Genomic DNA, 5,338 nt, shown 5'->3' on the forward strand with positions numbered 1-5,338 from the left:
CCGCTTTTTGCTAAAAAGGGGTCCCCCTCTTCCCTTCCCCTCAGCCGCCGGAGGCAAACAAAAAGGCCCGCCGTACGGCGGGCCTTTTTGTTTATGGCATCGATACCTGCTAGTAACGGTAGTGATCGGGCTTGTAGGGGCCTTCGACGGGCACGCCGATGTAGTCGGCCTGTTCTTTGGACAGGGAGTCCAGTTCGACGCCGAGGCGTTCGAGGTGCAGGCGGGCGACTTCTTCGTCGAGCTTCTTGGGCAGGATCATGACGCGCGGCTCGTAGTCGTTCTTGGCGAGATCGAGCTGTGCGAGAACCTGGTTGGTGAAGGAGTTGGACATGACGAAGCTGGGGTGTCCGGTGGCGCAGCGAGGTTCACGAGGCGCCTTCGGCGAGGATGATGATGGAGCGGCCGGATTCGAGGGTCCACTTGTCGACCTGCGGCTTGATTTCGTCCTTGACGCACTTGGGGTTTTTCTCGAGGTAGGCCATATCGATTTCATTATCGAAGTGGCCGATGTTGCAGACGATGGCTTCGTCTTTCATCTTTTCCATCTGTTCGCCGGTGATGACCTTGAAGTTACCGGTGGCGGTCACGAAGATATCGCCTTCGGGCAGGGCTTTTTCCATGGGCAGGACTTCGAATCCTTCCATGGCGGCCTGCAGGGCGCAGATGGGGTCAACTTCGGTGACGAGCACGCGGGCGCCGAAACCGCGCATGGAATGGGCGCAGCCTTTGCCCACGTCGCCGTAACCGCAGACCACGACCACTTTACCGGCGATCATGACGTCGGTGGCGCGCTTGATACCGTCGGCGAGGGACTCGCGGCAACCGTAGAGGTTGTCGAACTTGGACTTGGTCACGGAGTCGTTGACGTTGATGGCCGGGAAGAGCAGTTCGCCGTTGCGCTGCATTTCGTAGAGACGATGCACGCCGGTGGTGGTCTCTTCGGAGACGCCGCGGATGTTCTTGGCCATATCCTGCCATTTGGTGGGATTGGCTTCGTAGGCGGCCTTCAGGCGGTCCATGACCAGCTGAAATTCGGGGTTGTCATATTTCTTGTCGGCGATGGACGGGTCTTTTTCCACTTTGACGCCCTGATGGATCATCATGGTTGCGTCGCCGCCGTCGTCGACGATGAGGTCCGGGCCGGAGCCGTCGGGCCAGGTCAGGGCCTGCTCGGTGCACCACCAGTACTCGGCGAGGGTTTCACCTTTCCATGCAAAGACCTTGGCGGTTCCGGCCTTGGCAATGCCTGCGGCGGCGTGGTCCTGCGTGGAGAAAATGTTGCAGGACGCCCAGCGCACGTCGGCACCGAGCTCGGAAAGGGTTTCGATGAGCATGGCGGTCTGAATGGTCATGTGCAGGGAGCCCATGATTTTCAGGCCCTTGAGGGGCTTTTCCTTGCCGTACTTTTCGCGCAGCTGCATCAGGCCGGGCATTTCGCGTTCGGAGAGCTGCATTTCCTTGCGGCCCCAATCGGCCAGAGACATGTCGGCAACTTTGTGGTCCAGTTTGGGATCGATGGGCTGGACGTTACTCATGATTCCTCCTTTGAGGTTTTTTACTTCGTTCATATCCGGATATGGTCCGGTCTATCTGACGGCCCGGTAAAGAATGACCGTCAGTCCCATGTTCACGGAAAATTCCTCCACCTTGTCGAGGCGGAACCCGGCTTTGCCGAGCATCTGCTCCATTTCGTCGCGACCGATGCCGAGCAGACGGTCGCCGTAATCGGAGCGTAGGAGTTCGTTATCGTGGCTGTCGAACTCGGCGATGATGAGAGAGCCGTCGTCGCTGACGATGCGCGCGGCTTCCTGAAGAGCGCTGAGCGGATGCGAGAGGTGGTGCAGCACGAGTGACATCACCGCGCAGTCAGCCTCTCCGTCACGCAGCGCAGGTGCGAAAGCTCACCGATTCGCAGGCTCACCCGACGGTCAGAGGAGAAGCGTTCGGCGGCGAGGTCGAGCATGCGGGGGGAGTTGTCCACCCCGATGACCGATTCGGCGGATCCTGCCAGCACTTTAAGGATTTCGCCCGGACCGCAGCCGAGGTCGGCGACGATGCCGCAGCCGTTGAGGCGCTTGGCAATTTCGGCGTGCAGGTCGAGGCCACCGAGCACGTTGTCGCGCAATTTTCGCCACTCTTCGGCAATGGCGTCAAAGAACTCGCGGGTCTCGGCGGTACGGTCACGGATCACGGATTCTGCACTGGCGAGATCGCGCTCGAAGACCGGCTCGTGGTCAAAAAGCGATTCAAGGCCGGAAAGAAACACGTGTCCGTCGCCCTCGGTTGCGGCACGATAAAACGCCCACAACCCGTCGCGGCGACACTCCACCAGCCCGGATTCGGCCAGAATCTTGAGGTGCCTTGAGACGCGGGACTGCCCCATGTCCATAACTTGAACCACTTCGCCTACATTGAGCTCGTGACGCAACAAAACATTGATGAGCCTCGCTCTGGTCTCGTCGGCAAGTGCCTTGGAAAATTTAAGTATTCGCACTGTGACTCCACAAATATCAATATATCTTGATATAAGAACAACACCCTTCTATCCGTTTCCCGGCCCATGGTCAAGCCTCTGCCGAGGTATCAAAAAATAAGCGGGCACCTGTGGACACGGCGGTCATTTTCCGGGATAGTATAGTAAGAAATCTCCCAAGCTCATTCAGGAGGCTCAAATGTACGAAAAGATCATCCTCGCCGCCACGTCACGGGGAGAAACCGACCATGCGGCACAGACTGCGTTCGAGCTGTGCCGCAGGCACGGTGCAAAGCTTGTCATCTTCCACGCCTGCCGCCTGCCCAGAGAGGGCTGGGGAACGGTGGAGAGGCTTATCTCCAAGGACGAACTGGTCGAGGCCACCCGCAAGGACATCCTCGACAACTACTCCGGGCGACTGGAAGGCATCGACTACAGCACCCACGTGGTCTGCGGCGATCCTGCCGAGGAGCTTGCATCCACCGCAACACACGTCGCGGCAGACCTCATTGTCATGGGACCGCACTGCCGGGACGGAGAATGCTCCGGGGACCGCATGTGGGGGCTTGTGGACTCTACGGTACAACGCGTCACCAGCCGCGTGGTAGCTCCTGTAATGGTCGTCACAAGACCAAACACCCTTCTGGAACACGACCCCGAACACATACTTGTTTGCACGGATATGGCGATCCCCTCGGAGAATGCCGTATGCCACGCCGCTTCGCTGGCTCGCAGAAGCGGGGCGAAGGTCACGGTATTCTCTGTGTTGGACGTTGGCCTGAGCTACCCCAATCCCAAGTTCTACCAACGAGACATGGAGGATTTCATTCAGGACACGCTTATCCGCATGGAGCGCAAGTACACGCGCGAACTTGAGGGAGTGGAACACACCTTTGAGGCATGGGAAGGCGTGCCGTATACCGAGATTCTGAAGGCGGCCCGCTGGAAGAATGCGGACATGATGATCATGCGCGCCATTCCTCGGTAAAGGATTCGCACCGGGTGATCATCGGCTCCACGGTTGGTCAGGTAGCCCTTTCGCCTAGCTGCCCCACGGTTGTAATCAACTACCGGGCCAAGGCCTGCAGATAGCCTGCTTGATCTGCGGGCTCTTACTATATGTAATGCACGCGCGGCCGCGCCGCGCAAGGAGCGCCATGAAGGGATACTGGGGAAAGGATCTGCGCAACCGCACCCGCAACACTGCGGATGTCCGCGAAGCCATGCCGGAACTGCTGGACCGCCTCGACCGGGACGGCAACCTCGCGCTTGTGCGCGTGTGGCGTGCGTGGGACGAGCTGCTGGGCGAATTCGCGGAGATGGTCCGCCCCCTCGGGCACAGAAGCAAAACGCTTTTGCTCTATGCCGAAGACCCCATGATCATGGCCGAGGCGCCCTACTTCTCCCAAATCATTCTGGAACGTATCAATCAGCACTTTCAGGAAGAAGTCTTTGACAAAGTGCGGTTCGAGCTGCTAAACGGCAGAGTTCCTTTAGGCAAGCCCAGCGCCACCGCTCGGCGCGAGCAGCCTTTGACATATAAAAAACCAAGTGTTCTCGGAACCTTGAATGACAAGATAGACCCTGATACGCCAGTTGGCCGTTGCTACCGGGCCTATCAGAAGTATTTTGATGATGAGTGATATATGCTCTTACGGGAGCAGGAGGAAACAATGAGCGACGACAACGTTAAAGAAATTTCTTTTGATGAACTTGGCCTGACCAAGTCTCTTGACAAAATGACCGCCAAAGAACTGCGCGAACTCTGCATGAAGAAGCTCCCCATGATCGTGGGCGCTACCTCCAAGAGCAAGGACGAGCTTGTCACGGCGATCAAGGAAGTGTTCGGCTTCACCGAAGAGAACGCCGTCTCCCCGTACAAGGATCAGATTCTCTCCATCAAGCGTGAGATCCGCAGCCTTCGTGCCGAGAAGGAACAGTCCACCGAACGCGCCAAACGCGACTACATCCGCAAAAAGATCAACAAGCTGAAGAAGCGCACCCGCCGTCTGGCCCGCGCTGTGTAAAAAAATCCAGAAAAGAGGTTGACATCCCGATAGGGAGTCTATAAATCAACTTCTCGCTGCTGGGCTGTCGTTCAATTGGCAGGACGACGGGTTCTGGCTCCGTTAATCAAGGTTCGAGTCCTTGCAGCCCAGCCAAATAGTGTCCCCATCGTCTAGCCCGGTCCAGGACGTCGGCCTTTCACGCCGATAACAGGGGTTCAAATCCCCTTGGGGACGCCAACGAAATCAAAGGCTTACGTGTTTCACGTAAGCCTTTTTCGTCTTTTCGTGTCTCCCCTATGTGTCTTCAGACCCATGTCAGCTTCCAGCAGCCTTGCCAAACAGACCATGACGGTTGCCTTTTCTTTCACCGGACTGCTTGCTCAGCGCAGCGTCCAGCGCATCCACCGCCCCGGTCGTTCTCGCCACCCTATGGACATACCCCTGCGTCGTGGCCACAGACTTGTGCCGAAGCAGTTGCTGAACCTCAAGCAGGTTTGCCCCATTATGGACGGCAATGCTTGCGGAGAGGTGTCGAATGCCGTGAAAGCCAAAGCGTCGTACACCGACCTCGTCACAGGCCCTCTTCAACCAGCGGTTGTTCGGGTCCTTCAAGTCATCGAAGGCGTCATCAAACACGAAGCCGCTTCCGCCAGACGCCAAACGCCACTCGGCCATCAGGGTCCGAAACGCCTTGGACATGGGAATCAGGTCGAACTCGTCATTGCCGCTACGCCGCTTGCGCGTCCATAAGCCGATCATGTCGCCATCGAAATCGACCTCTTCCCACTGCAAGCGCCACAGTTCGTTTTTGCGGGCTGCCGTGTGGTACGTAACCAGAAGCAGTTTTCTTTCCCTA

General features: G+C 57.8%; 5 protein-coding genes, 2 tRNA genes and 2 pseudogenes. 5 read left to right on the forward strand and 4 right to left on the reverse strand.

What is annotated here, in order from left to right:
* Positions 1–109: 109 nt before the first annotated feature.
* From ahcY to JCM12178_RS16860, 3 genes and pseudogenes are all read right to left on the reverse strand, one after another.
* A pseudogene (ahcY, locus tag JCM12178_RS16855) lies at positions 110–1,535 on the reverse strand (adenosylhomocysteinase).
* A gap of 51 nt (positions 1,536–1,586) precedes the next feature.
* Positions 1,587–1,847, reverse strand: a complete 261-nt coding sequence (locus JCM12178_RS20120; RefSeq protein WP_245628850.1) for a class I SAM-dependent methyltransferase — start codon at positions 1,845–1,847, stop codon at positions 1,587–1,589.
* Positions 1,827–2,494 (reverse strand): annotated as a pseudogene (locus JCM12178_RS16860) (ArsR/SmtB family transcription factor); the annotation flags it as partial. The gene JCM12178_RS20120 and the pseudogene JCM12178_RS16860, both read right to left, overlap by 21 nt.
* Positions 2,495–2,672: 178 nt before the next feature.
* On the opposite strand from JCM12178_RS16860, the gene JCM12178_RS16865 reads away from it, so the two are divergent.
* The 5 genes from JCM12178_RS16865 to JCM12178_RS16885 all read left to right on the forward strand — a co-directional run bounded on the left by JCM12178_RS16865 (position 2,673) and on the right by JCM12178_RS16885 (position 4,719).
* On the forward strand, positions 2,673–3,461 hold the full coding sequence (locus JCM12178_RS16865; RefSeq protein WP_054653106.1) for a universal stress protein: 789 nt from the start codon (positions 2,673–2,675) through the stop codon (positions 3,459–3,461).
* A 169-nt stretch (positions 3,462–3,630) separates the two neighbouring features.
* Entirely contained in the window at positions 3,631–4,116 is a 486-nt protein-coding gene (locus JCM12178_RS16870; protein ID WP_054653108.1) for a DciA family protein, read from the forward strand.
* Positions 4,117–4,146: 30 nt separating this feature from the next.
* Positions 4,147–4,500, forward strand: coding sequence for a TroA family protein (locus tag JCM12178_RS16875; protein WP_054653110.1), 354 nt, complete (start codon positions 4,147–4,149; stop codon positions 4,498–4,500).
* Between the two features lie 60 nt (positions 4,501–4,560).
* Positions 4,561–4,635 (forward strand) — tRNA-Gln (locus JCM12178_RS16880).
* 6 nt (positions 4,636–4,641) lie between these two features.
* A tRNA-Glu gene (locus tag JCM12178_RS16885) sits at positions 4,642–4,719 on the forward strand.
* A gap of 78 nt (positions 4,720–4,797) precedes the next feature.
* Here the strand turns inward: JCM12178_RS16885 and JCM12178_RS16890 are convergent.
* A partial coding sequence (locus JCM12178_RS16890) for a tyrosine-type recombinase/integrase (protein WP_157054983.1) occupies positions 4,798–5,338 on the reverse strand: 541 nt, incomplete at its 5' end.

Source organism: Salidesulfovibrio brasiliensis JCM 12178 (assembly GCF_001311825.1).
In the GTDB taxonomy this organism is placed as follows: Bacteria; Desulfobacterota; Desulfovibrionia; order Desulfovibrionales; family Desulfovibrionaceae; genus Pseudodesulfovibrio; species Pseudodesulfovibrio brasiliensis.